Consider the following 329-nt stretch of genomic DNA (forward strand, 5'->3'; position numbering starts at 1 on the left):
CGTGATCAATGCGCCCGCCGTGCCGGATAACGCGGGCGCGCCGCTGTCAGTGCTTTGAAACACTCGAACTGAAAGATCAGGCATCAGGGATCAACCTCGCCGATGGATTGAAAGGCGTACACATCACCGGCTCCGGTCCAGTCGTGCGGCTGAGTACAGCGGATGTGCCAGTGCGGAAATGAGGCGGCGATGGTCAGAACGCGCAGCGCATTGCCGTAGACGTAGCCACTGCCCCAGCCCCCGGCGGGGATATGGAAATAAGGAATGCCGGTCAGGGCGCTCACCGGCGCAATCGGGGCGGTGATGCTCATGCCGCTGGCGATTTGCCC

General features: G+C 62.6%; 1 pseudogene. It reads right to left on the minus strand.

The annotated features are described in order from the left end of the window. Positions 1-83 precede the first annotated feature (83 nt). Positions 84-329: pseudogene (locus CAPSK01_RS17450) on the minus strand (hypothetical protein); the annotation flags it as partial.

This window comes from Candidatus Accumulibacter vicinus, assembly GCF_000584955.1.
GTDB lineage: Bacteria > Pseudomonadota > Gammaproteobacteria > Burkholderiales > Rhodocyclaceae > Accumulibacter > Accumulibacter vicinus.